The 21,928-nt window shown below is 63.4% G+C and carries 20 protein-coding genes; 7 read left to right on the forward strand and 13 right to left on the reverse strand.

All coding sequences use genetic code 11. From position 1 onward, the window contains the following. Nucleotides 1-12 precede the first annotated feature (12 nt). Together AC07OF_RS23060 and AC07OF_RS23065 are read right to left on the reverse strand one after the other, a co-directional pair. On the reverse strand, nt 13-702 hold the full coding sequence (locus AC07OF_RS23060) for an ABC transporter permease subunit (RefSeq protein ID WP_422420327.1): 690 nt from the start codon (nt 700-702) through the stop codon (nt 13-15). A 24-nt stretch (nt 703-726) separates the two neighbouring features. Then, nucleotides 727-1,503 carry an ABC transporter substrate-binding protein gene (locus tag AC07OF_RS23065; protein WP_157192136.1) on the reverse strand — a complete coding sequence of 259 codons (777 nt, stop codon included), beginning with the start codon at nt 1,501-1,503 and terminating at the stop codon, nt 727-729. 161 nt (nt 1,504-1,664) lie between these two features. Between AC07OF_RS23065 and thpR the strand changes: the two genes are divergently transcribed. Further along, on the forward strand, nt 1,665-2,213 hold the full coding sequence (thpR, locus tag AC07OF_RS23070; protein ID WP_495073488.1) for an RNA 2',3'-cyclic phosphodiesterase: 549 nt from the start codon (nt 1,665-1,667) through the stop codon (nt 2,211-2,213). Nucleotides 2,214-2,282: 69 nt separating this feature from the next. Here thpR and AC07OF_RS23075 read toward each other — a convergent pair whose 3' ends face one another. From AC07OF_RS23075 to AC07OF_RS23090, 4 genes are all read right to left on the reverse strand, one after another. Beyond that, nucleotides 2,283-4,724 carry a TonB-dependent siderophore receptor gene (locus tag AC07OF_RS23075; RefSeq protein WP_157192137.1) on the reverse strand — a complete coding sequence of 814 codons (2,442 nt, stop codon included), beginning with the start codon at nt 4,722-4,724 and terminating at the stop codon, nt 2,283-2,285. Nucleotides 4,725-4,817: 93 nt separating this feature from the next. Further along, nucleotides 4,818-5,795, reverse strand: coding sequence for a FecR family protein (locus AC07OF_RS23080; RefSeq protein ID WP_495073489.1), 978 nt, complete (start codon nt 5,793-5,795; stop codon nt 4,818-4,820). After that, nucleotides 5,792-6,298: a sigma-70 family RNA polymerase sigma factor gene (locus tag AC07OF_RS23085; RefSeq protein ID WP_495073490.1), complete on the reverse strand. Its 507-nt coding sequence runs from the start codon at nt 6,296-6,298 to the stop codon at nt 5,792-5,794. The genes AC07OF_RS23080 and AC07OF_RS23085 overlap by 4 nt, the downstream gene beginning before the upstream one ends. Before the next feature lie 122 nt (nt 6,299-6,420). Continuing rightward, entirely contained in the window at nt 6,421-7,623 is a 1,203-nt protein-coding gene (locus AC07OF_RS23090; protein WP_495073491.1) for an NAD(P)/FAD-dependent oxidoreductase, read from the reverse strand. Between the two features lie 299 nt (nt 7,624-7,922). Between AC07OF_RS23090 and AC07OF_RS23095 the strand changes: the two genes are divergently transcribed. Beyond that, nucleotides 7,923-8,468, forward strand: a complete 546-nt coding sequence (locus AC07OF_RS23095; RefSeq protein WP_157192141.1) for an RrF2 family transcriptional regulator — start codon at nt 7,923-7,925, stop codon at nt 8,466-8,468. Between the two features lie 62 nt (nt 8,469-8,530). Here AC07OF_RS23095 and AC07OF_RS23100 read toward each other — a convergent pair whose 3' ends face one another. Beyond that, nucleotides 8,531-9,145: a cell wall hydrolase gene (locus AC07OF_RS23100; protein ID WP_157192142.1), complete on the reverse strand. Its 615-nt coding sequence runs from the start codon at nt 9,143-9,145 to the stop codon at nt 8,531-8,533. Between the two features lie 135 nt (nt 9,146-9,280). Here AC07OF_RS23100 and AC07OF_RS23105 point away from each other — a divergent pair, with 135 nt between their 5' ends. After that, complete coding sequence (locus AC07OF_RS23105; protein ID WP_495073492.1) at nt 9,281-10,132, forward strand: CAP domain-containing protein; 852 nt, start codon at nt 9,281-9,283, stop codon at nt 10,130-10,132. Between the two features lie 9 nt (nt 10,133-10,141). Here AC07OF_RS23105 and AC07OF_RS23110 read toward each other — a convergent pair whose 3' ends face one another. Beyond that, on the reverse strand, nt 10,142-11,587 hold the full coding sequence (locus AC07OF_RS23110) for a SulP family inorganic anion transporter (RefSeq protein WP_495073493.1): 1,446 nt from the start codon (nt 11,585-11,587) through the stop codon (nt 10,142-10,144). 83 nt (nt 11,588-11,670) lie between these two features. On the opposite strand from AC07OF_RS23110, the gene AC07OF_RS23115 reads away from it, so the two are divergent. Continuing rightward, complete coding sequence (locus AC07OF_RS23115; protein ID WP_157192145.1) at nt 11,671-12,024, forward strand: SH3 domain-containing protein; 354 nt, start codon at nt 11,671-11,673, stop codon at nt 12,022-12,024. Nucleotides 12,025-12,136: 112 nt separating this feature from the next. Here the strand turns inward: AC07OF_RS23115 and argC are convergent, their stop codons facing one another. After that, complete coding sequence (gene argC / locus AC07OF_RS23120) at nt 12,137-13,069, reverse strand: N-acetyl-gamma-glutamyl-phosphate reductase (RefSeq protein WP_157192146.1); 933 nt, start codon at nt 13,067-13,069, stop codon at nt 12,137-12,139. A gap of 111 nt (nt 13,070-13,180) precedes the next feature. On the opposite strand from argC, the gene AC07OF_RS23125 reads away from it, so the two are divergent. Further along, entirely contained in the window at nt 13,181-14,074 is an 894-nt protein-coding gene (locus AC07OF_RS23125; protein WP_157192147.1) for a LysR family transcriptional regulator, read from the forward strand. Here the strand turns inward: AC07OF_RS23125 and AC07OF_RS23130 are convergent. Continuing rightward, nucleotides 14,071-14,793 (reverse strand): GNAT family N-acetyltransferase, encoded by a 723-nt coding sequence (locus AC07OF_RS23130; RefSeq protein WP_157192148.1) that lies wholly within the window; start codon nt 14,791-14,793, stop codon nt 14,071-14,073. The two genes, AC07OF_RS23125 and AC07OF_RS23130, sit on opposite strands and share 4 nt — an antisense overlap. A 128-nt stretch (nt 14,794-14,921) precedes the next feature. Next, nucleotides 14,922-17,027: an elongation factor G gene (gene fusA, locus AC07OF_RS23135; RefSeq protein ID WP_157192149.1), complete on the reverse strand. Its 2,106-nt coding sequence runs from the start codon at nt 17,025-17,027 to the stop codon at nt 14,922-14,924. A 186-nt stretch (nt 17,028-17,213) separates the two neighbouring features. Between fusA and dsdA the strand changes: the two genes are divergently transcribed. Both dsdA and dsdC read left to right on the forward strand, forming a co-directional pair. Beyond that, nucleotides 17,214-18,566 (forward strand): D-serine ammonia-lyase, encoded by a 1,353-nt coding sequence (gene dsdA, locus AC07OF_RS23140; protein WP_157192150.1) that lies wholly within the window; start codon nt 17,214-17,216, stop codon nt 18,564-18,566. A gap of 2 nt (nt 18,567-18,568) precedes the next feature. Continuing rightward, nucleotides 18,569-19,501, forward strand: a complete 933-nt coding sequence (dsdC, locus tag AC07OF_RS23145; RefSeq protein WP_157192151.1) for a DNA-binding transcriptional regulator DsdC — start codon at nt 18,569-18,571, stop codon at nt 19,499-19,501. A gap of 145 nt (nt 19,502-19,646) precedes the next feature. On the opposite strand, the gene AC07OF_RS23150 is transcribed toward dsdC, so the two are convergent. Then, nucleotides 19,647-20,333, reverse strand: coding sequence for a TIGR04211 family SH3 domain-containing protein (locus AC07OF_RS23150; RefSeq protein WP_157192152.1), 687 nt, complete (start codon nt 20,331-20,333; stop codon nt 19,647-19,649). Between the two features lie 180 nt (nt 20,334-20,513). Continuing rightward, the gene (gene ppnN, locus AC07OF_RS23155; protein WP_191831550.1) at nt 20,514-21,887 is read right to left on the reverse strand and encodes a nucleotide 5'-monophosphate nucleosidase PpnN; all 1,374 of its coding nucleotides are present in this window, start codon (nt 21,885-21,887) and stop codon (nt 20,514-20,516) included. Nucleotides 21,888-21,928: the final 41 nt, after the last annotated feature.

Consider the following 21,928-nt stretch of genomic DNA (forward strand, 5'->3'; position numbering starts at 1 on the left):
GGATTGATCCCCTCACAGCTCGGCGGCTTTGAAGCCGACCGAGTAACGTTTTTCCACACCGCGCAACAGCAGCAGCGACAGGCTGGTCAGCAGCAGGTACAGCGCCGCCACAGCGAGGAAGAAAGTGAATGGCTGATGGGTGGCGTCGGCGGCGTTCTTGGCCTTGAACATCATGTCCTGCAGGCCGATCACCGAGATCAGCGCGGTGGATTTGGTCAGCACCAGCCAGTTGTTGGTGAACCCCGGAATCGCCAGGCGCACCATCTGCGGCACGCTGATCCGCCAGAACACCTGCACAGCGCTCATGCCATAGGCCGCGCCGGCTTCGGCCTGGCCTTTGGGTATGGCCAGGAAGGCGCCGCGGAAGGTCTCCGACAGGTACGCACCAAAGATGAAGCCCATGGTGCAAACCCCGGCGATAAAGGGGTTGATGTCGATGTACTGCTCGTAACCCAGCGCCAGTGCCAGACGATTGACCAGATCCTGGCCGCCATAAAAAATCAGCAGAATCAGTACCAGGTCAGGAATGCCGCGCACCACCGTGGTGTAGACCTCGCCCAGTGTCGCCAGCCATTTCAGCGGCGATAACCGGCAGGCTGCGCCGATCAGGCCCAGGCTGATGGCCAGGGCCATCGCCAGCAGCGCCAGGTTGATGGTCAGCCAGGCGCCATCGAGAATGCTCGATCCATAGCCGTAAAGCATGATGAAAGTCCTCGCCAGCCGGGCTTACTGGCCGTAGATATCGAACGGGAAGTATTTGCTCTGCACCTGTTGGTAGGTGCCGTTGGCGCGGATCGCGGCGATGGCGGCGTTGAGGCGGGTCAGGTTGGCGTTGTCACCCTTGCGCACGGCAATCCCGGCGCCACGGCCGAAGTACTTCGGGTCGCTGATGTCCGGGCCGACCAGGGCAAAGCCTTGACCGGCGGGCGTCTTGATAAAGCTCTCTTCGGTATTGACGATGTCGGCGAGGGTGGCGTCCAGGCGCCCGGAGGCAAGGTCAAGGAAGGCTTCGTTCTGCGAGGCATAGCGCACCACTTCGACACCGGCGGCTTCCAGCTGCTCGGTGGCGAAACGGTCATAGGTGGAGGCGCGTTGAACCCCGACTTTCTTGCCCTTGAGGTCGACCAGTGGATCGTTGATCCGGCTGCCGGCCTTCATCGCGAACTTGCCGGGCGTGTGGTAGTACCTGGCGGTGAAATCGACCGATTTCAGCCGGTCCTCAGTGATCGACATCGACGACAGCACGGCGTCGATCTTGCGCACCTTCAATGACGGAATCATCCCGTCGAACTCCTGGATCACCCACTGACACTTGACCTGCATCTGCGCGCACAAGGCATTGCCGATGTCGTAGTCGAAGCCGGCAAGCTCGCCTTGCGGGGTGCGGTAGGAGAAGGGCGGGTAGGCGGCTTCGATGCCGATACGCAGGCTGCCTTCGTCGGCCTGGGTCAGTGCGCTGCAGGCACAGAGTGCCAGGGCGCCTAGAAGTCCGGTCTTGTTCATATTGTTGACTCCGGTGGGTGGGGCTCAGGTGCAGATAGAAATGACATGTTTTATTTCAGAAATCAAATTCATGAAAATAAAAATATCAACGAGGCGACTGACGGCTGCTGGCGCGGAGCGTTAGACTGGGTGGGACGACGAAAGAAAAGGGAGGCAAGGGCATGAGCCAAGGCGATCGCGAAACCGGCGAGCCCTTCAAGCGGCTGTTTTTCGCCGTGGACTGCACACCGACGCAGCGCCGGGCCATTGCCCAATGGCGTAGCGAGCTCGGTATGGACAATGGCCGGCCGGTGCCGTCGGCGAATTTCCATCTGACGCTGATGTTTCTTGGGACTGCAGGCACGGCGCAATTGCCGGCGATTCTCGCGGCGGCTGCGGGGGTGAAAGTGCCCGGCGAGCCACTGACCGTGGAGCTAGACCGTCTGGAGGTCTGGCGCCGGGCCAAGGCCCTGGTGCTGGCTCCGAGCCAGACGCCGGTAGCCTTGCGGCAGCTGGTCTATGCCCTGCAGCAGGCCCTGTTACCCCTGGGTTTTGCCGAGGCGCCGAGAGAGTATCGCCCGCACCTGACCCTGTTTCGCGACTTTCACGGCCCGGTACCAGAAGCGCTGGAGGCGGCGCAGTTCAACCTGCGAGCGCGTCACTTCACCTTGTTTGAATCGCGCAGAGGGCGGTACTGGCCGCTGGCGCATTGGCCGTTGCACAGGGATTAGCGGGTTGCGCATGATCGCGGGGCAAGCCCGCTCCCACCAGGTAGGAGCGGGCTTGCCCCGCGATGCGGTCTAGAACTGCGGCGTGTACTTCACGCTGAACATGAAGTTGCGCGGCTCGCCAAAGTTGTTGTTACCACTGAGCTGGTTGTAAGCCGCCACGTAGTAGCGTTTGTCGAACAGGTTTTTGCCGTTCACCGCCAGGCTCACCTCAGGCGTCAGCTGATAGGCCAGGCGCGCATCCCACACGGCATAACCCGCTACGTCGTAGGTAGACTCGTAACCCAGGGTATGGCTTTGCGCGGTAAAGCCCAGGCCAGCGCTGACCTTGCTCCAGTCCCCCGGCAACTGGTAGTCGCTCCATACCCGCAGCATGTGTTTGGGCGTCCAGGTGCTGAAGGTCTTGCCTTCGTTCTCCGGGTCGTCCAGGTATTTGGTGGTGTTGTAGGTGTAGCCGGCAAACAGTTGCAGGCCGCTGAGTACCTCGCCGCTGATCTCCGCCTCGATGCCCTGGCTGCGCACCTTGCCGGAAGCGGTGGAGCAGTACCAGTCGTCGCAGGCAAAGCCTGAGGCCAGGTCCTGGGTCGCGCGGTTTTCCTGGTCGAAGCGGAACACCGCCAGGGAGGTATTGACACGGCCGTCGAACAGCTCGCCCTTGATACCCGTTTCGTAGTTGCTGCCGATGATCGGTTTGAGCACCGAGCCACTGGCGTCACGCTCGGACTGCGGGACAAAGACGTCGGTGTAGCTGGCATACACGGCCCACTCGCGGCTCAGGTCGTAGACGATGCCGGCGTACGGGGTGACTTCGCCGGATTCGGTCATGGTGCTGGGGGCATTGACCGTGGCCGCGTGGGTGATCGCGGCGTAGTTGGTCGAATCGTAGGTTTGCTCGAACCAGCTTACTCGCGTGCCAAGTATCAGGGTCAGCGGCTCGGCAAGCTTGACCCGCCAGCTGCCATACAGGCCTTTCTGGCGTACATCATAGGCGCTCCCGGTACCACGGCCGCCGGGCTTGGCCAGCAGGCTGTCGTAGTCGATGTCAGGGCGGTGATGGTCGATATCGAATACGTTGTCGTCGCTGGCATTGAAGGTGCGGGCGAAGAGGTCATCGGTGGTCAGCTTGGAGTAGTTGCCGCCGAGGGTGATCTCCTGCTCCAGGCCCAGGCCTTGGAAGCTGCCGACCACGTTCATGTCCACACCCACTTTGGTGGAGTCGAAATCCGTCACCCAGTCGGCATAGGTCACACCGCTGCCATCGAATTCCAGGCCGTCGCCGGTGGATTGCACGCGCTGGTGGGCAGAGGTGTTGGTTTCGCTCATGCGCACGCCGGCGACGCGAAACTTCCAGTCGTCGTTGAAGCGGTGTTCGAGGTCGGCGTAGAGGGTGGTGACATCGATTTCCGAGTGGTTCCAGCGCGAGCCGGTGAAGGTCGAGCGGGGTACGTCCAACGGGCTGCCGTCGATGTAGCGCGGCAGGCCGCGCAGCATGGGCCGCGACTCGGCATCGGAGCGGCTGACCGCCAGGCCCAGGGTGGTGTCTTCGCGCAGGTCGAAGTCGAGGGCGCCGTACAGTGAGTGGGTCTTGCTCCATTCGTAGTCGATGAACGAATCGCTCTGGTCTTCATCGGCGACAAAGCGTCCGCGCACGGTCCCGGCGTCGTTCAGCGGGCCGCCGGCATCCAGTTGCAGGCCATAGTGATCCCAGCTGCCGGCCTTGCCGGTAACGGTCACGGTCGGGGTGCTCTGGCCGCGCTTGCGCACCAGGTTGACCGCCCCACCCGGGCTGCCGGTGCCTTGCAGCAGGCCCGAAGCGCCGCGCAGGACTTCCATGCGGTCGAAGAAAATCAGGTCCTGGGTTGCCCAGTTGCCCAGCGAGTAGGTGTTGCGCGGAATCGGCACGCCGTCGTACTGCCAGTCATCGATCTGGAAACCGCGCGAATAGATGATCAAGCCCGGGCCCACGCCCTGCAGGCCGACCAGGCCGGTGGTCCTGTTGACCGCGTCCTTGAGATCGACGATGTCCTGATCGTCCATCTGCTTGCGGGTCATGACCGACACCGACTGGGGGATTTCCTTGAGCGTGTGGGTGCCCTTGCCGATGGTGATTGCTCGTGCGGCGTAGGAGCCCGAACCTTCGGTGGTGGCGCCCAGGCCGCTGTCATTGATGCTGGTGGCGCCCAGCTCCAGGGCATCGCCGGCATCGATGCTCGGCAATACGCTGAAATTGCCCTGATCGGTCACCAGCAACTGCAGGCCACTGCCGGCCAAGGCCTTTTGCATGGCCTGCACGGCGCTCATGCGACCGGCGATTGCCGGTGCCTGCTTGCCCTGCACCAGCGCAGGGTCGAGGGAGACGATGCGTCCGCTCTGGCTGGCGATGGCATTGAGGCTGCTGGCCAGGCTGGCGGCCGGCAGGTTGAACGACAGCAGTTGTTCCTGGGCCGCTGCGCCAGTGGCAAGGCTGGCCATGGCAACGGCCACAGGAAGGGCGTGGGACCAAGGGTTGAGCACGGAATACTCCTGATGAAAAGGTGTTGTCAGGAGATAGGTGCGACGAGAAATGAAAACCGGACACAAATACGATTGATTTTCATGAATAAATCTTCAAGACGGATTTTTCGCCCGGATCAGGGTCAGCCACGGGCTGTACTGTTCGACCCGTACCGGCAGGGTTTCGGCCAGGGCGGCGAAGGCGCGTTGCGGTTCGTCGAGGGGAAAAACCCCTTGCACCCGTAGCCCGCGGACCTCAGGTTCGACCCGGACAAAACCGCGGTAGTAGGGGCGCAGCGCCTCGACCACGGCTTGCAGGGAATCATCCAGCACATTCAGGCGGCCGTTGAGCCAGTCGGCGCGGTGGCGCTGGTCATCGTTCAGGGCTTCGATGCGCTGCAGGTGGAGCAGGGCGGCATGGCCTTCGTGGATATCCAGCTCGGCGCCATTGGGCAGCCGTGCCCGGACCGAATGCTCGAGCACCACCACGCGGGTGGAGTGGGCTTCCTGGCTGACCAGAAAACGTGTACCCAATGCACGCACGTCGCCCTGGGCACTGCGCACGTGCAACGGGCGCGCGGGATCGGCGGCGACCTGGATCAGCAAGCTGCCCTGACGCAGGATCAGCAGGCGTTGCTGCGCGTCGAACTGCAGGTCGACCGCGCTGCCGGCATTGAGGCTCAGACGACTACCGTCGGCCAGGGTGAAGTTGCGCCGCTCACCACGCCCGGTGCGCAAATCGGCCAGCAGCGCTTCGCCCATCTGGCTGCGCGCGCCCAGCCACAGGCCGCCGCCGAGCACACCGAGGGCGGCAATGCTGCGCAGCAGATCGCGGCGCGAAGTCGTCGGTTGCAGCAACACCCGGCGGGCTTCCCCGGCCTGGCCCGGGGCCCGGCGGTCGAGGCTGCGTACCGTCTGGCAGGCGCCGCCGAGGCGCTCTTGCAAGCGCTTCCAGGCTTGGGCGTGGCTGGGGTCACTGGCAAGCCACAGGTCGAACTGCGCCTGCAGCGCGGCGTCGGTGTTGCCGGCGTTCAAGCGCACCACCCAGTCGATGGCGCCTTCGGCGGCAGGGTCCAGGCGCGGCTGCTTCATGGCGCCAGCTCGCTCAGGTAGCACTGCTGCAAGGCCTGTTTCATGTAGCGACTCACGGTGCGCTCGGACAGCTCGAGCTTGCGCGCGATGTCCACATAGCTCAGCCCGTCCAGCTGGCTGTAGAGGAAGGTGGCCTTGACGATCGTCGGCAAGCCGTCGAGCACCTGGTCGATGGTCACCAGCGCTTCGATCAGCAGCAGTTGTTCTTCCGGGGAGGGCGCCAGCGGTTCGGGCAGCGCCGACAGGCGCTCAAGATACGCCAGCTCCAGTTGCCGGCGACGGTGGCGGTCGAAGATCAGGCGACGGGCGATGGTCGAGAGGTAGGCGCGCGGTTGCTGGATGCTTTCCGGGTCGACCCGGGCCGCGAGCATCTGACAGAAGGTTTCGGCGGCGGTGTCTTCGGCGTCGGCACGGTTGCGCAGGCGCTTGTGGATATGCTGCAGCAGCCAGCGGTGATGGTCGCTGAAAAAGAAGCCCAGTTTGCGGGTCGACGGGTTTTGCACCGGTGGCTGTCCAGACGTTAGTGAAAATCGTTCTCAATGCTACCTGTCTCTTGTCCGACAGTGCAATTGTTCGCTTCACACAACGGCAAAGGGGCCGCAGCGGCGGCCCCTCGGCTGGTGCATCAGGCAATCGGGATCAGCGGGTCGGCGGCGGCCAGTGCGGTGGCGCGGTCAGCTGCTGGCGGGTAGATCCAGGTGGTGTTGATCTGGGTCTTGAGGTCTTTGGCCTCTTTGCGCAGCAATTTGACCTGGCGATCCCAACCCTCGGTGTACACCGCACCCCAGGCACCCAGGTCCAGGCAGGTAACGTACTTGGGCTGGCTGTAGGGCGTAGGTTCGACGCCGAGCAGGTCGGCGGCGACGTTGTTGCCGCTGTGACGGCCGAGGACGATGGCGTGCTGGCAGGACATCACGGCGAAATTGCCCAGCTCGTCGGTGGCGGCGTAGGCCACGTCACCGGTGGCGTAGACGTGCTCCTGGCCTTTGACCTTGAGGTGGCGGTCGACGTGCAGGCGGCCTTGCCCATCACGTTCGCCAGGTACTTGCGCGGTCAGCGCGCTGGCGCGCACACCGACCGTCCAGATCACGGTGTTCGCCTCGATCCGCTCGCCATCGGCGAGGGTCACGCCGTCGGCATCCACAGCCGCTACCGAGGCGTTGACCCGCCACTCGACGCCCAGGGCCTCGGACGCTTCGATGATGGTCGGGCTGATGCCTTCACCCAGGGCCGCACCGATCCTGGCGCCACGGTCGACGATGATTACCCGCACCTTGGCGTCGGCACCGAGGATGGCGCGCAGGCGTTCGGGCATTTCGGTCGCGGTTTCGATCCCGGTGAAGCCGCCACCGGCCACCACCACGGTGTTGCGTGCAGCCGATTCCGGCAGCGTGGCCAGCGACTTGAGGTGCTGCTCAAGGCGCGCTGCCGATTCGATCTGGTCGACATCGAAGGCGTATTCGTTGAGCCCGTCGATGTCGGGGCGCCATACGCCGCTGCCGGCAGCCATCACCAGGCGGTCGTAGCTGATGTCGCTGCGCTGGCCCTGGGCGTCGGTGTAGCTGACACGCTTGCCAGCCACGTCGATCTGCTCGGCGGCGCCCTGGATGAAGTTCACCCCCACGGCAGTGAACAGGTCGCCCAGCGGCGCTTTCATCTGATGCACGTCCGGCTCGTAGAAACGCGGACGAATGCGCAGTTCGGCTTGTGGCGCGAGGACGCTGATGGCGACATCGCTACGGCCGTGCTGGTCCAGCAGGCGGGCTGCGCTCAAGGCGCTCCAGACACCACCAAAACCTGCGCCGACAATCAGAATGTGCTGTTTCATTGGTTGCTCCACAGAAAGAGATTGTTATGTGAACGGGGGCGTTGAAGGCAGCCTTGGCTGCGCCGAACAACTACGACTGTATTGGTCGTAGTTGTTCGGCGCAAGTATTTTTTCCTGTCGATCCGTGCAGCGATCCGGGTAACCTTGTGCGTTCACTGCTCTAATTCAGCCTTTCTTCATAGAATATGGGCGTGTGGCGGGTGGCTGAAAACCGACGTGCGGTAGCGTCTGGGGACGGCTGGAGCGTGGAAAGCCTGTAAAGACTGTTAATATTGCGACAAAGTTAGTCGGAGATTGTCATGTCACTGTATAGCGCCGGGGTGGAGTACGGCATCCATTGCCTGGCTTTCCTGGTCGATGAGCTGGGTGATAGCCGTGAAGCCAGCGTGCGGGATCTGGCCGACCTGCAAGGTGTGCCCCAGGAGTACCTGGCCAAGGTCTTTACCAAGCTGGCCAAGGCCAAGCTGGTGGTCGCCACCGAAGGCGTGCGCGGCGGCTTCAGGCTGGCCCGGCCGGCAGACGAGATCAGCGTGCTGGATATCGTCACGGCCATCGACGGGCGCAAGATGATCTTCGAGTGCCGGGATGTGCGCGATCGCTGTGCGCTGTTTGACGGTTCGCCGCCAAGCTGGGCGCAGGAGGGCACCTGTTCCATTCATGCGGTGATGTTGACGGCGCAAAAGCGTATGGAAGAAGCGCTGGCCCAGCAGACCATCCTCGACATCGCCCGGCGCGTGGGGCGCAAGGCACCGCCGGAGTTTTCAGCCCAGGTGGTCGACTGGATGAACGATCGTCGTGCGGGCAAGGCGGCCGGGGATATCCCGCTGATCGACGTCAGCGAATAGCCGCTGTTTTGTGGGAGCTGGCCTTGCCGGCGATGGCCGCACAGCGGCCCCGATAGCAGCGCTTACCTCGCCGTGCCGTTACGCGGTTTGTAGAAGAGAAAATCCCCGGTCTCGGTGGTCTTCACATAGGTCCGCGCCCAGTCTGGCGACACACGCCGGTCATGAAAGTACAGCGCACCGCGGGTGCGGTCATCCAGTTGCCGGTTCAAAGCTTTGCGCGCGATTTCCTTGGCGATGGCATAGCGGTTTTCTTCCTGCACCGAGTCCGAGCGCCCGTCGCACCACCAGGAAAACTGGCAGTTACCGGTCTCCGAACCTTGCTTGACCACACCACAGACCGTATCGGGAAAGCCGTTGTGACCGAGGCGGTTCATCACCACGCTGGCCACCGCTTCCATGTCCGCTGGCTTGCCACCTTTCGATTCCCAGTAGATGCTGCGCGCCATGCAGGTGATGGCGTCGTCCAGGGCTGCTGCGCCAGCCGGGTCGACCGCCTGGACTTCGCTCTGGGTAATGGCTTTGCTCCTGGGCGCTGGCGGCGCATCGGGTTGCACTACAGCCTTGTGTTCCAGTACCTGGGCCTTTTCTTCGGCCACCTGGGCTTTGGGTTCTGCGGCCAGGGTCAGCGGGGCTGAGAAGGCCAGTAGCAGGCAGGCTACAATCGTTGGCAGGCGCATAGGGGACCTTTGGCAGGTGAGGGAAGCAAACCTTCCCGTTACAGGGTCGACCGCACGGCGCTCTAAACATTCCAGCTGTTCGACGACGGGTGACTTCGCGCATCATGGGCGCAGTCCGTTCCAAGGGAGAATTGCATGCGCGTCCTGTCATCCGTTTTGCGTCTGGCCAGCCTGCCGCTGGCCCTGGCGTTCGCTAGCGTAGCCCAGGCCGATGAGCCGGCGCAGTTGATCGATTCGATCAACAGCTACCGCAGTCAGCCGCAGAAATGCGATAAACAGGTGTCCCTTGAGCTGCCGCCACTGGTCAGCGATCCCCGTCTGGTGCTGCCTGCTACCGGCAGCGTGGATTTGCGCTCGGCGCTGGCACAGGCCAATTACCCGATGGTCAGCGTCCAGGCCATTACCCTCAATGGCCCCCAGGACGCCCAGGCCGCGATGAAAGCGGTACAGGAAAGCTTCTGCCAGGTCGTGCTGGCCCCGCAGTTCATCGATATCGGCGTCAGCCAGCAGGGCCGCGATTGGCGTATCGTCCTGGCGCGGCCGCTGCTGGCCGGGAAGCTGGGCGACTGGCAGGCCGAAGGCCAGAAGCTGCTGACGATGATCAACAGCGCCCGCAGCCAGCAGCGCCAGTGCGGCGGCCAGACCTTTGCTGCCACCACGCCGCTGACCTGGAACGCAGTCCTGGCCGGGGTGGCCGAAAGTCATACACGGGCCATGGCCAACCAGAATTTCCTCGATCACGTCGATCGCGACGGCCGCACGCCGGGTGACCGGGCGGAGCTGGCCGGCTATGCCGGTCAGGTGAACGGCGAGATCATCGCCGCCGGCCAGGACACTCCGCGCAAGGTGGTCGATGGCTGGCTGGCCAGCCCCGGCCATTGCGCCAACCTGATGAACCCGCAGTTCAGCGAGCTGGGCGCCGCCTATGCGGTCGATCCGAAGAGCGATGCGGGGATCTACTGGACGGCGATGTTCGGCGCGCCATAAGCGCGCTCTTCAGCTGTAGTGCAGGTCCGTGCGCTTGAGCAGTTGCTTGCAGCGCTCGGACAGATGCACCACGCGCAGGTGCTTGCCGTTGTTGCTGTAGCGCTCGCGCAGGGTCTTGAGCGCGGCAATCGCCGAGTAGTCGACAAAGTTCAGGTGCTGGCAATCGAGGGTCACCAGCGCCGGGTCGTTGGCCGGGTCGAACTGGTTGAGAAACGGCGTGCTCGAGGCGAAGAACAAGGTGCCGTGCACCCGGTACAGTTTGCTGCCGTCACTTTCCAGGTGGCTGTCGGCGTACAGCTCGCGCGCTTGCTGCCAGGCGAAGTTGAGCGCGGCGATAACGATGCCGAACAGCACCGCGGTGGCGAGGTCGGTGAGCACGGTGACCACGGTTACGGCGATGATCGCCAGCATGTCGTTTGCCGGCACTTTGTGCAGGACCCGCAGCGAAGCCCAGGAGAAGGTCTGCTGCGCCACCACGAACATCACCCCGACCAGCGCCGCCAGCGGAATACGCTCGATCAGCGGCGAGAGGAACAGCACGAACATCAGGATCATCACTCCGGCGACCACCCCGGACAAGCGCCCGCGACCGCCGGAACTGAGGTTGATCGCCGTCTGGCCGATCATCGCGCAACCACCCATGCCACCGAACACACCGGAAGTCATGTTGGCCACACCCAGGGCCACGCACTCGCGGTTGGGGTAGCCGCGGCTTTCGGTGATCTCGTCGGTGAGGTTGAGGGTCAGCAGGGTTTCCAGCAAACCCACCAGCGCCATCAGGATCGCGTAGGGCGCGATGATCTTCAGCGTCTCAAGGTTCCATGGAATGTCGGGCCAGCTCAGTACCGGCAGGCCGCCGGCGATGTGGGCCAGATCGCCCAGTGTGCGGGTCGGCAAATCGAGCAGGTAGACCCCGGTGCCGACGCCGAGGATTGCGATCAGCGCTGGAGGCACGCTGCGGGTCAGGCGCGGTAGTACGTAGACGATGGCCATGGTCAGCGCCACCAAGCCGGCCATCAGGTACAGCGGCGCGCCGCTGAGCCAGGCGCCGTCATGCTTGAAATGCTCAAGCTGGGCCAGGGCGATGATGATTGCCAGGCCGTTGACGAAACCGAGCATCACCGAATACGGCACCATGCGCACCAGCTTGCCCAGGCGCAGCAAACCGAAGGCAATCATGATCAGCCCGCCGAGCAGTACCGTGGCCAGCAGGTACTGCACACCGTGCTGCACCACCAGGGCGACGATGACCACGGCCATCGACCCGGCCGCGCCGGAAATCATCCCGGGGCGGCCACCGAGCAGAGCGGTGAGGGTGCAGATGATGAAGGCGCCGTAAAGCCCCATCAATGGATTCAGATGCGCCACCAGCGCGAAGGCGATGCACTCGGGCACCAGGGCAAAGGACGTGGTGAGTCCGGCCAGAATGTCGGCGCGGATAGAAGTTGTTCTCATGGAGGGGAAGGCTGCCGGCGAAAAAGGCTAGGATGCTACGGAAGTTCGTGGCAGCGGACCAGTGTTCAAATGGAGGTGAACCCATGAAATTCGTGGTTGTTGCTCAGCATAGAAGCGAGTACCCAGAGCCCATTACCTTTGCCAAGGGCGCCGAGTTGGTCGTTGGCGAATGTTATGCCGGTGAGGAGGGCTGGGATAACTGGTACTTGTGCAGTACCCCCGGTCAGCAGGACGGCTGGGTGCCGGGCCAGGTGATCGAGCGCCTGGATGGCAGCCGGGGCAGGGCGCTGGAGGATTATTGCGCCCGCGAGCTGGATGTTGATCCGGGCGATAGTGTGGTGGGTGGTCGGCAGTTGAATGGTTGGGTGTGGAGTTGCAGAGACGCCGATGGCGCGACGGGGTGGGTGCCGCTGGCTGCGGTACAACCGGTAATCTAGTCCGCCCCATCGCCGGCAAGACCGGCTCCCACAGCGTTCGGTGATCACCCTGATCAATTGGCATCTTGTGGGAGCTGGCTTTGCCAGCGATGGGGCGCATAGCGGCCCCGGATCAGCCCATCGCCGCCAGCATCAGCTCCAGGTTCTGCACCGCCGCCCCTGAGGCACCTTTGCCCAGGTTATCGAACACCGCGGTCAGCAGCACCTGGCCATGGGCCTCATTGGCAAACACCGCCAGACGCAGATCGTTGCTGTCATTCACCGCCTGTGGATCGAGCATCGGCGCTGTCTCGCCATGTTCCAGCGCCGCCACCTGTACATAGCGCGAGCCATGATAGTGCTGACGCAGGCAGTCATGCAGGCGAGCAGCACTCACCCCGGGCGGCAGCAGGCGCGTCTGCAAGGCAATGGTCAGGGCGATGCCCTGACGGTAGCTGCCATAGCTGGGCACGAACACCGGCCGCTGCGACAGACCGGCATGCTGCTGGATCTCTGGCACATGCTTGTGATCCAGGTTCAGGCCATACACCAGCACCCCTTGCGGCGCTTGCACGCCCGGTGTTTCGTGACGTTCGACCGCTGCACGGCCGCCACCGGAGTACCCCGAGACGGCATTGACGGTCAGTGGGTAATCAGCTGGCACCAACCCTGCGGCCACCAAGGGCCGCAACAAGGCAATCGCGCCGGTGGGATAGCAACCGGGGTTGCTGACCCGCTTGGCCTGGGCGATTCGCTCGGCCTGCTGCTCGTCCAGTTCAGGCAAGCCATACACCCAGCCTGCGGTGGTGCGGTGCGCGGAGCTGGCATCGATCACCCGGACCTGCGGGTTGGCGATCGCCGCCACCGCCTGGCGTGCGGCGTCGTCGGGCAGGCACAGAATCGCCACATCGGCACTGTTGATCGCCTCGGCGCGGCGTTGTGGGTCTTTGCGCTCGCTGTCGGGCAGGGTCAGCAAGCGCAGGTCATCGCGACCGTGCAGGCGGGCGTGGATGAGCAGGCCGGTGGTGCCTTGGTCGCCATCGATAAAGACTAGAGGCTGGTGCATGGTGCTCTCAAACAATCAGTACAGGGAGTGCCTATGCTCGCGCCGATCTGGACGAAAGAAAATTTGAATATCATGATGCTGACATTCATAAATGCTGAATGATAAAAGCCCATGCGTGAAATCAGCCTCGACCGCTTGCGCACCCTGGTGGTGATTGCCGACCTTGGCTCCTTTGCCCAGGCCGCTCGCGTTCTCAACCTGGCGCCGCCCACCGTCAGCCTGCACATTGCCGACCTCGAAGCACGCATCGGTGCGCCGCTGCTGACGCGCAAGCGCGGGCAGGTCCATCCGACGACCATTGGCCAGACCTTGCTTGAACGCGCGCGCCGGCTGCTGGCCGATGCCGAGCAGGCGCTGGATGAGGTGCAACGTCAGGTCCAGGGCCTGAGCGGCCGCGTGCGCCTGGGCGCGTCGACCGGTGCCATCGCCCATCTGCTGCCGCAAGCACTGGATATTCTTGGCGTGCGCCACCCCGGCATCGATGTGCAGGTGCAGGTGCTGACGTCGCGTGAGTCGGTGGGCCGCCTGCAGGATGGCACCCTGGACCTGGGGCTGGTGGCATTGCCGCAAGCGGCGGTCAAAGGCGTGCAGATCCAGCCCTGGCGCCGCGACCCGATCATGGCCTTCATTCCGCTCAGCTGGGCGCCGCCGTCACGCATCACCCCGGCCTGGCTGGCCAGTCGTGCATTGATCCTCAATGACAGCACCACCCAGTTGTCACGGGTGACCAGCGAGTGGTTCGCCACGGCGGGCCTGCAACCGGATGCGCGGATCCAGCTCAACTACAACGACGCGATCAAGAGCCTGGTGGCGGCCGGTTACGGTGCCACCTTGCTGCCCCATGAAGCCCGCGCGCCGGAGCCCGACTCACGCTTGTGCATGCGTCCGCTGCGTCCGGGTTTGTGGCGACATCTGGGGATTGCCAGCCGGCAAGGACAAATTGAGCAGAGCAGTGCCTATGTGCTGCAGGTGTTGCTCGAGCTGGCGGCGCAGGACAGCCACTAGACCAGGCGAATCCGGCTGCCGCGCTGCTGCCCGGCGCGCTCGCCCAGGCGTTCCTGGACAAACGCCAGGGCCTTGCGCTCCAGCTGGTCGAGGTGGCGGTCGCGTTGCTTCTCGGCATCGACCATGGCCCGTTTGCCATGCTGCTTGAGCAAGTAGCTATGGATCTGCTGCACTTCGACCGTGCGGTAGATCGGCGCGACATCGAGCATCGTGACTACACCATCGCTGGCATATTCGCGGGTGTTCATCAGCACCTGCGGGCCGCGTGCGGCAATCAGCACAAAACCCATGGCCTCGAAGTACGCCACCTTGTTCACCGCGCAGGCCAGCTCCGCGTGGGGGTAGCGTTCGCTCATCTGCGCGAGCATGGCCCGGGCGATGCCCTGGCGGCGGTACTGGTTGTGCACGGCCAGGTACGCCACACTGCAGGCTTGCGGATCGTCCTGCAGCGGCAGGTACAGGAGAAAGCCGGTGACGGTGTGTGGATCGCGCGGGTCAGTAGCGACGATCAGTTCGACGCACAACTCGCCTGCGCCGCCCATGGCCTCCAGGTACTGGTGCACCTCAAAGCCGATGGCGTACTGGTAGAGGTTGTACAGCGGGTTGCTCGGGGGGATGGCGACAGCGCTGATGTCGGTCAGGTTATCGACCACCATCTGCAGGATCTGGCTCTTGATCGACTCCTCGGGCGGGGCGACAAAGTGGGTGAGGGCGAACATGAAGGCAAACTCCAAACGAAAAAGCTTGGGGCAAGTCTACAGGTCTGGCGTCGTGGGTGCAGGTTATCGCGGGGCAAGCCCGCTCCCACAGATCAACTGTGGGAGGGGGCTTGCCCCGCGAAAGGTCTTCACCCCTGTTTTTTGATGATCACATCGGTAATGCTCGCCGGCGCCTCGGCGTACTTGGTGAACTCCATGGTGTAACTGGCCCGGCCCTGGGTCATCGAGCGCATCTGCGTGGAATAACCGAACATCTCGCCCAGCGGCACCTCGGCGCGAACCACCTTGCCGGCCGGGCTGTCTTCACCTTCCTGGATCAACCCGCGACGGCGGCTCAGGTCGCCGAGGATGTCGCCCTGAAACTCCTCAGGCGTCACCACCTCGACTTTCATCACCGGCTCCAGCAGCACCGCGCCGCCTTTTTGCGCCAGTTGCTTGGTGGCCATCGAGGCTGCGACCTTGAAGGCCATCTCGTTGGAGTCGACATCGTGGTACGAACCATCGAACACCGTGGCCTTCAGGCCGATCAGCGGATAACCGGCCAGTACCCCGTTCTTCATCTGTTCTTCGATGCCTTTCTGGATCGCCGGGATGTACTCGCGCGGCACCACGCCACCGACCACCTCATTGACGAACTCCAGGCCTTCCTGCCCTTCCTTGCCCGGTTCGAAACGTATCCAGCAGTGGCCGTATTGGCCACGGCCACCGGACTGGCGGACGAACTTGCCTTCGATCTCGCAGGTGTTGCGGATTTTCTCGCGATAGGCCACCTGCGGCTTGCCGATATTGGCCTCGACCCCGAATTCGCGCTTCATGCGGTCGACGATGATGTCCAGGTGCAGCTCGCCCATGCCGGAGATGATGGTTTGTGCGGTTTCTTCATCGGTACGCACGCGGAATGACGGGTCTTCCTGCGCCAGCTTGCTCAGGGCGACGCCCATTTTCTCCTGGTCGGCCTTGGTCTTGGGTTCTACCGCCACCGAGATCACCGGGTCAGGGAAGTCCATGCGTTCGAGGACGATCGGCTGGTTGATGTCGCACAGGGTGTCGCCGGTAGTGACGTCCTTCATGCCGATCAGCGCGGCGATGTCGCCGGCGCACACGTCCTTGATCTCGGCACGCTGGTTGGCGTGCATCTGCACCATGCGGCCGATGCGTTCCTTCTTGCCCTTGACCGAGTTGAGCACGGCGTTGCCGGAGCTGAGCACGCCGGAGTAGACCCGGGCGAAGGTCAGGGTGCCGACGAAGGGGTCGGTGGCGATCTTGAACGCCAGCGCCGAGAACGGTTCGTTGTCGTCGGCATGGCGTTCCAGGTGTTTATCTTCGTGATCCGGGTCGGTGCCTTTGATCGCCGGGATTTCCGAGGGGGCCGGCAAATAGTCGATCACCGCATCGAGCATCAGCGGCACGCCCTTGTTCTTGAACGACGAGCCGCAGATGGCCGGGACAATCTCATTGGCCAGGGTGCGTTTACGCAGGCCGGCCTTGATCTGTTCGTTACTCAGTTCCTGGCCATTGAGGTACAGCTCCATGAATTCGTCATTGGCCTCGGCGGCGGCTTCGATCATGTGCGCGCGCCATTCATTGGCCAGGTCGAGCATGTCGGCCGGAATTTCTTCTTCGCGGTAGGTGGTGCCCTGGTCGTCTTCGTTCCAGTAAATCGCCTTCATTTTCACCAGGTCGATCTGGCCTTTGAAGTTCTCCTCGGCGCCAATGGACAACTGGATCGGCACCGGATGGTGGCCCAGGCGTTTGTCGATCTGCTTGACCACGCGCAGGAAGTCGGCGCCCTGGCGGTCCATCTTGTTGACGTAGGCCATGCGCGGCACGTGGTACTTGTTGGCCTGGCGCCAGACCGTCTCCGACTGCGGCTCGACGCCATCGGCGCCACTGAACACCACCACTGCGCCGTCGAGCACGCGCAACGAGCGCTCCACCTCGATGGTGAAGTCGACGTGGCCGGGGGTGTCGATGATGTTGAAGCGGTACTTGTCGGGGAACTGCTTGGTCGAACCTTGCCAGAACGCCGTGGTGGCGGCGGAGGTAATGGTGATTCCGCGTTCCTGTTCCTGGGCCATCCAGTCCATGGTCGCGGCACCGTCGTGCACTTCGCCCATTTTGTGGTTGACCCCGGTGTAGAACAGGATGCGTTCGGTGGTGGTGGTCTTGCCAGCGTCAACATGGGCAACGATGCCGATGTTGCGGTACAGCTCGATGGGGGTGGTGCGCGCCATGATGGGTCACCTGTACGTGATGCGTCAGACAATAAAGAGGGTATTCCCAAGGTAGCAGAAGTGAGCCGGCTTGCACGGCGCTACATGGTAGAACCAGGATCATCCATGGCCTGAGTAACCATCGGTTGTAATGCACCCGGCGTCTGACGCTTAATCGTTCTATCCGCTTGCCGATGGAGCATGACAATGCCGCTGCAACAACCTGTGAACGTCTGGTGCCAGACTCATCCGCTGATCGCTGAACTGGTGGCGTTGCGCCCGACCAGTTGGTTCAACCCGCAGCTTGCGCCAAGCGTCCAGGCCTTGGGGGATGTGCCGCTGAGCAGGCAGGACGTGCGTGAGGCCAGTGAGCGTTTGCAGCGTTTCGCGCCGTTTATCCAGTCGGCGTTTGCGCAAACAGCGGCCAGCGCCGGCATTATCGAGTCGCCCCTGTTGCCGCTGCCGGCGCTACAGGGCGTGCTGCGCGCCGAGCATCAGTTGCCCGAGGGCGGTGCGCTGTGGCTCAAGGCCGACAACCTGCTGCCGATTTCCGGCTCGATCAAGGCTCGCGGCGGCATCTATGAGGTGCTCAAGCACGCTGAAGACCTGGCCCTGGCGGCCGGACTGCTGCAACCGGGTGATGACTACGCCAGGCTCGACAGCGACGAAGCGCGGGCCTTCTTTGGCCAGTACAGCGTTGCCGTGGGTTCTACCGGCAACCTCGGCCTGTCGATTGGCATCATTAGTGCGCGCCTGGGCTTCAAGGCCACGGTGCACATGTCGGCGGACGCCCGCCAGTGGAAGAAGGATCGCTTGCGCGCCCATGGCGTCGAAGTCCGTGAATACAGCGCCGACTACAGCGTCGCGGTGGAGCAGGGGCGGCGCGAGGCCGAGGCCGACCCGCTTTGCCATTTCGTCGACGATGAGAACTCGCGCAACCTGTTCCTCGGTTATGCCGTGGCCGCCGAGCGCCTGCAGCGCCAGTTGGTTGAGCAGGGCATTACGGTGGATGCCGAGCATCCGTTGTTTGTCTACCTGCCCTGCGGTGTCGGTGGTGGCCCTGGTGGCGTGGCGTTCGGTCTGAAACTGGTGTTCGGCGATGCGGTGCATTGCCTGTTCGCCGAGCCGACCCATTCGCCGTGCATGTTCCTCGGTGTCTATACCGGGCTGCACGATGAGGTTTCGGTATATGACTTCGGCATCGACAACCAGACCGCAGCCGACGGCCTGGCGGTGGGCCGGCCTTCGGGCTTTGTCGGGCGGGCGATGCAGCGCTTGATCGACGGTTACTACACCGTTGACGACGCCACCTTGTACCGCCAGCTGGCGCAAATGCAGGCGAGTGAAGGCCATGAGCTGGAGCCCTCGGCGCTGGCCGGTGTGTCGGGTATGGTCCGGGTGCTGCAGGAGCAACAGGGTTATCGCCAGCGCCTGGGCCTGACGCCAGCGCGCCTGGCACAGGCGACCCACCTGGTCTGGGGCACGGGTGGCAGCATGGTGCCGCGCGAGGAAATGGACGCCTACCTGGCCAAGGGCCGTATCGAACTGGCCGGACAGTAACCATGCTCAACCTGCCGCCACGCCTTGGCACCCGTCTGACCGGGGCGCAGTTTGCCAACCTGCACACCTTCGCCGTGGCCGCGCGGCACTTGAGCTTTACCCTGGCGGCCGAGGAGTTGTGCCTGACCCCGAGCGCCGTCAGCCACCGCATCGCCCGGCTCGAACAGGCACTGGAGCAGCGTTTGTTCGAGCGCCTGACCCGGCGGATACGCCTGACCGCCGAAGGTGAGCGTTTGTACCAGCTGGTGCAGGGATTGCTGGAGGAACTGGAAGAAGCTCTGCAACCTGACGCGACGGCCACCGTCAGCGGTGCGTTGACCCTCTACGCCCGGCCGTCCATTACCCAGTGCTGGCTGGTGCCGCGGCTGGCGGACTTCCAGCAGCGCTATCCGCAGATCAGCCTGGATATCCGCACCGGCAACGAGGCGGTGGATTTTCGCGCCCGGCATATCGACCTGGCATTGCTCTACGGTGATGGCGATTTTCCTGGCCTTGCCAGCGAGCTATTGATGAACGAACAGGTAGCACCGGTGTGCAGTCGCCAGTATGCCGAGCGTCATGGCCTGATCGATGCGCCGCAGCGCTTGCAGCAGTGCACACTCTTGCATGATGCATTGGCCTGGGATCACGCGGCGTTCGATGCCGAATGGCAGCGCTGGGCGCGTCGGCATGATGCCCTGGCGTATCTGCCAAGTGGCGGGCTGACTTTCGATCGCGCTGATCTGTGTGCGCTGGCTGCAAGCAATCATGTAGGCGTCGCCATGGGCCGTCGGCACCTGGTGCAACCCTTGATCGATCAGGGGCAGTTGATCTTGCCGTTTGGCGATTTCGAAGCGGCGGCCGGGCAGGGCTACTACCTCGTGCATCCGCCGCGCGAACCGGTGCCGGTGCGGGTACGGGTGATGATCGAGTGGTTGCGTGAATGCGTGCAGTGACAGGCGTGTGGGAGCCGGCCTTGCCGGCGATGGTATCAGCGCGGTATCAGCTGATCGGCGTTGTGAGTATCGCTGGCAAGGCCAGCTCCCACAGAGGCTGGCTCCCACCGGTCAACCGAATGGAAGACAGTTGCCCACTTACACCTCAGAACCAGCGGTCGTTGCGCTTGCGCCCCCGGCTCAGGGCCGGAAGGATCAGGCCGGCGAGCAGGCCGGCACCGGCGATGCCACCGCCGTAGACCATATAGCGCATCAATACCTGTTTGTTCTCATCGCCCAGGCGCGCCTGGGTGCTGCGCAGCTCCGACTGGGTGTCGCTCAATTCGGCATTGAGCGCCTTGTTACGGGCTTCCAGTTCATCGATCAGGGCTTTGCGCGAGTCGAGGGTTTCCTGCATGCCCTGCACGCGGGTCTTCCAGCTGTCGTCAATGGTTTTGAGCTGGGCGCTCAGCTGGCCGACCTGTTCGGTCAGCTGCGGCAGGCGTTCGGCCTGGCCGGGAACCGCCTGCAGGTCGCTGCTGGTGATCCAGACGATATCGCCGGACTCGCCACGCACCTGGCTGTAGTTGCCCTGGGTGTCGAGCAGGGTGACCTTCTGCCCGGACTTGAGGTTACCGACGATCCGGTGGCCGTTGGTTGGCCCGCTGCGCACGTAGGTGGTCAGGCTGTCGCTGACCCAGCGTTCGTTGCTGGTGGGCGCTTCTTCGGCCTGCGCAGTGGCGCTCAGGGCAATCAGGGCGCCGATCAGGCCGATGGCAAGTCTGTTGCGCGGGCGCAGGGAAGAAGTGAAAACAGGGGCATGCGCCGCAGGAACAGGACGAGAGATAGGCATGATGGTCTTCGCGTGAAATAAAAAATATAGCCCGATGATGGGGCCGGTGAACACGGGCGAGCACGCAAGCCGCCAGCTGAAAGACCACGTTTCTGCAGGCAGGTTCACTGAAGGGGGTAGGAAAATGGCAGCAAATGTTGCGGGCACTGGCTGTGCCCGCAACTCAGGGGAGGGCAGGAATCAGGTCACCACGCGGTAGCAGGGCACGTACTCGGCGCCTCCGGGCAGCTTCATGCGGTGCTGGGCGACAAAGGCTTCCAGCAGCTTGCCCAATGGGTGCAAGACCGCCGAGTCGCCATGAATCTCGTACGGACCTTTTTCTTCGATCAGGCGGATACCCTTGTCCTTGACGTTGCCGGCGACAATGCCGGAGAACGCCCGGCGCAGGTTGGCGGCCAGTTCGTGGGCAGGCAGATTACGGCGCAATTGCAGGCCGGCCATGTTCTCGTGGGTCGGGTCGAAGGGGCGCTGGAAGCTTTCTTCGATCTTCAGCAGCCAGTTGAAATGGAAGGCATCGTTGCGCTCGCGGCGGAACTGCTTGACCTCCTTGAGGCCCTCGACCATCTGTCGGGCCACTTCGGCCGGGTTGTCGATGATGATCTGGTAGTAGTTGCTCGCCTCGTCGCCGAGGGTGGCCTGGACGAAGGCGTGCAGCTGCTGCAGGTACGGCTCGGCGCTTTTCGGCCCGGTGAGGATGACCGGGAACGGCAGGTCGCGGTTGTCCGGGTGCATAAGGATGCCGAGCAGGTAGAGGAACTCTTCGGCAGTCCCGGCGCCACCGGGGAAGATGATGATGCCGTGGCCGACGCGCACGAAGGCTTCAAGACGCTTTTCGATATCCGGCAGGATCACCAGTTCGTTGACGATCGGGTTGGGCGCTTCGGCGGCGATGATGCCGGGTTCGGTCAGGCCCAGGTAGCGGCTGCTGCTCATACGCTGCTTGGCATGGGCAATGGTCGCGCCCTTCATCGGGCCTTTCATTACACCCGGGCCGCAGCCAGTGCAGACATCCAGCTTGCGCAGGCCGAGCTCGTGGCCGACCTTCTTGGTGTACTGGTATTCCTCAGTGCTGATCGAGTGACCGCCCCAGCACACCACCATCTTCGGCTCCACGCCCGGACGCAGGGTGCGGGCATTGCGCAGCAGGTGGAAGACGTAGTCGGTGATGCCTTGGGAGCTTTCCAGGTCGATGCGCTGGCTGGCCAGCTCGCTTTCGGTGTAGACGATGTCGCGCAGGGCGCTGAAGAGCATTTCGCGGGTGCTGGCGATCATCTCGCCATCGACGAAGGCATCGGCCGGGGCATTGAGCAGCTCCAGGCGCACGCCGCGATCCTGCTGGTGAATGCGTACCTCGAAGTCCTTGTAGGCTTCGAGGATGGTCTTGGCGTTATCGACGTGCGCGCCGGTGTTGAGGATTGCCAGCGCGCACTGGCGGAACAGGGTGTACAGGCTGCCGGAACCGGCTTCACTCAGTTGCTGTACTTCTCGTTGAGACAGTGTTTCCAGGCTGCCTTTTGGGCTGACAGATGCATTGATAACTTCACGTTGGGGCATTCTGGGTTTCCTGTGAGCGGGTAAACGTCCATCTTCTGAAT

The sequence above is a fragment of the Pseudomonas sp. GW821-FHT10B02 genome, from assembly GCF_059415665.1.

Coding starts and splice junctions, on each gene's coding strand:
- AC07OF_RS23125 (WP_157192147.1), top strand. CDS start 13,181: ATGCGTGAAATCAGCCTCGACCGCTTGCGCACCCTGGTGGTGATTGCC.
- AC07OF_RS23095 (WP_157192141.1), top strand. CDS start 7,923: ATGTCACTGTATAGCGCCGGGGTGGAGTACGGCATCCATTGCCTGGCT.
- fusA (WP_157192149.1), bottom strand. CDS start 17,027: ATGGCGCGCACCACCCCCATCGAGCTGTACCGCAACATCGGCATCGTT.
- AC07OF_RS23130 (WP_157192148.1), bottom strand. CDS start 14,793: ATGTTCGCCCTCACCCACTTTGTCGCCCCGCCCGAGGAGTCGATCAAG.
- AC07OF_RS23110 (WP_495073493.1), bottom strand. CDS start 11,587: ATGAGAACAACTTCTATCCGCGCCGACATTCTGGCCGGACTCACCACG.
- AC07OF_RS23060 (WP_422420327.1), bottom strand. CDS start 702: ATGCTTTACGGCTATGGATCGAGCATTCTCGATGGCGCCTGGCTGACC.
- AC07OF_RS23090 (WP_495073491.1), bottom strand. CDS start 7,623: ATGAAACAGCACATTCTGATTGTCGGCGCAGGTTTTGGTGGTGTCTGG.
- thpR (WP_495073488.1), top strand. CDS start 1,665: ATGAGCCAAGGCGATCGCGAAACCGGCGAGCCCTTCAAGCGGCTGTTT.
- ppnN (WP_191831550.1), bottom strand. CDS start 21,887: ATGCCCCAACGTGAAGTTATCAATGCATCTGTCAGCCCAAAAGGCAGC.
- AC07OF_RS23080 (WP_495073489.1), bottom strand. CDS start 5,795: ATGAAGCAGCCGCGCCTGGACCCTGCCGCCGAAGGCGCCATCGACTGG.
- argC (WP_157192146.1), bottom strand. CDS start 13,069: ATGCACCAGCCTCTAGTCTTTATCGATGGCGACCAAGGCACCACCGGC.
- AC07OF_RS23105 (WP_495073492.1), top strand. CDS start 9,281: ATGCGCGTCCTGTCATCCGTTTTGCGTCTGGCCAGCCTGCCGCTGGCC.
- AC07OF_RS23065 (WP_157192136.1), bottom strand. CDS start 1,503: ATGAACAAGACCGGACTTCTAGGCGCCCTGGCACTCTGTGCCTGCAGC.
- dsdC (WP_157192151.1), top strand. CDS start 18,569: ATGCTCAACCTGCCGCCACGCCTTGGCACCCGTCTGACCGGGGCGCAG.
- AC07OF_RS23150 (WP_157192152.1), bottom strand. CDS start 20,333: ATGCCTATCTCTCGTCCTGTTCCTGCGGCGCATGCCCCTGTTTTCACT.
- AC07OF_RS23115 (WP_157192145.1), top strand. CDS start 11,671: ATGAAATTCGTGGTTGTTGCTCAGCATAGAAGCGAGTACCCAGAGCCC.
- dsdA (WP_157192150.1), top strand. CDS start 17,214: ATGCCGCTGCAACAACCTGTGAACGTCTGGTGCCAGACTCATCCGCTG.
- AC07OF_RS23100 (WP_157192142.1), bottom strand. CDS start 9,145: ATGCGCCTGCCAACGATTGTAGCCTGCCTGCTACTGGCCTTCTCAGCC.